Genomic DNA, 1,910 nt, shown 5'->3' with positions numbered 1-1,910 from the left:
GGCAAGGCGTCGCTCCTGGTCGCGGTGGCCGTGCTCGCGGTGCTCGCCGGGGCCGGTTTCGCGCTCGCCGCGGATTCGGCCGAGGCGGCGCTGACGGCCGCGGCGACCGGCCTGACCGGTGCGGCTGCGGCCGGGGCCGTCCTGACCGCGATCGCCGCCAGGAGCGTGCGGCGATGAGCGCCGCCCGAGCCACGACCCCACACCGACCGGACGAGTAGATGCCGAAGCAGATCAAGAACCTCCTCAAGCGCGGCCGCAGGATCGGCGCCGCGCCTTTCGCGGCCCTGTCCGGAGTCGCGGTCGCCGTGCTCGCCGCGGTCCTCGTCGCGGACCGGACGGTCGCGTTCGCGGTCGTCGCCGCGGTGGCCGTGCTCGAACTCGGGCTGGTCGCGGCGATGCTGGGTAGGCTGCTGGCGGCCCTCAAGGAGGCGTCGGTCGCCCCGGCCCCCGAGGAGGCCCCGGCGAAGGCCCGGTCGCGGTCGCGCGCCGTGCTCGCGCCGCTGCCGGCCCGCAAGCTGCGGCCGCTCAAGCGCTGGACCGCGCGGTTGAACCACGGGTTCTCCGCAACGGCGCTGCCGGTGATGTACCAGTACGCGGACAACGAGAAGGGCACCGACGCGTTCCGGATCGCGATGCTGGAGGCGATCGTGTCCTGGCGCGACCGCGTCCGCCGCGAGCGACGCGAGCCGATCAGGCGCCACTTCGACATCGTGCTGGTGTCCAACATGAACCTCCTGGGCGGGACCACCGCGTCGAACGCGGAGGAGGTCAAGGCGTACCGCGACGCGGGGCTGTCGGTGGGGCTGCTGCACCAGCCGGTCTTCGAGTGGAACGTCGGCCGGGAGGTCAACCCGAAGATCGCCGAGCTCGTCGGCGACGACGTGGTCATGCTCGGCGCCGGGGACGAGATCACCTGCGACCTCATGATCGTGCGGTTCCCGCCGTCGCTGTCGCGGCTGCTGGACGACCGGCCCGAGATCAAGCCGGCCCGCACGGTGCTGCTGATCAACCAGACGCCGTTCGAGGCGTACGGCCCCGACGGGAGCGGCCGCCACTTCTCGTGGGACGTCGCCACCGTCCGCGACAACCTGCGGTCCTGGGTCGGCGACAGCACCTGGTACGCGATCGGGCCGTCGGTGCGCGACACGCTCCAGCGCCACCACGCCGCCGAGCTCGGCGGGATCGACCTCGCCGAGGACTACTGGTTCGGGTCGCTCGACCCCGACCTGTGGCGGCGCGAGGGCCCGCGCGAGGCCGACGGGACGATCCGCATCGGCCGCCACTCGCGCGACCACGAGCTGAAGTGGCAGACCATCGCCGAGGACCTGCGCGCGTCGTACCCGGACGCGGAGGACGTCGAGGTCCACGTCCTCGGCGGCACCGACGCGCCCGCGCGCGTCCTCGGGCGGCTCCCCGGCAACTGGACGGGCTACCCGTTCGGGTCGGTCGCGCCCGAGGAGTTCCTGCACGGCCTCGACGTCGCGGTCTACTACACGGCCGAGGAGTACGTGGAGGCGTTCGGGCGCTCCCCCATGGAGGCCATGGCCGCCGGGCTCCCGTGCGTCATGCCGCCGCGCTTCGAGCCGCTGTTCGGCGCGGGCGGCGTCTACTGCGAGCCCGAGGAGGTCGAGGCCGTCGTGCGCTCCCTCATGGACCCCGACCGGTACCGCGAGCAGTCCGAGCGGTCGCTCGCGACGGTCCGCGAGCACTTCTCCCACGAGGCGCTGCTGCGGCGCGTCGCCGCACTCGGCGTCCGCGTGCCCGGCCTGGCTGCGGCAACCACGGAAGGCGGGAAGCGATGAGCGCCAGAGGGATTCAGGGGCGGACCGTGCTCGGTTCGGCCGCCGTCGGGGCCGTCGCCGCGGCGGGCGCCGTCCTGCTGCTGCCCGCGGCCGCGGCCGGCGCCGTGG

The 1,910-nt window shown here is 74.2% G+C and carries 1 protein-coding gene; it reads left to right on the top strand.

Features of this window, described 5'->3' with window-relative positions; genetic code table 11:
• Window positions 1–218: 218 nt before the first annotated feature.
• Window positions 219–1,802 carry a glycosyltransferase family protein gene (locus tag DI269_RS13135; protein WP_112136587.1) on the top strand — a complete coding sequence of 528 codons (1,584 nt, stop codon included), beginning with the start codon at window positions 219–221 and terminating at the stop codon, window positions 1,800–1,802.
• The last annotated feature ends 108 nt before the right edge of the window (window positions 1,803–1,910 follow it).

The sequence above is a fragment of the Glycomyces dulcitolivorans genome (assembly GCF_003265355.1).
Classification (GTDB): domain Bacteria; phylum Actinomycetota; class Actinomycetes; order Mycobacteriales; family Micromonosporaceae; genus Glycomyces; species Glycomyces dulcitolivorans.
This window is presented reverse-complemented; position numbering and strand designations above follow the sequence as displayed.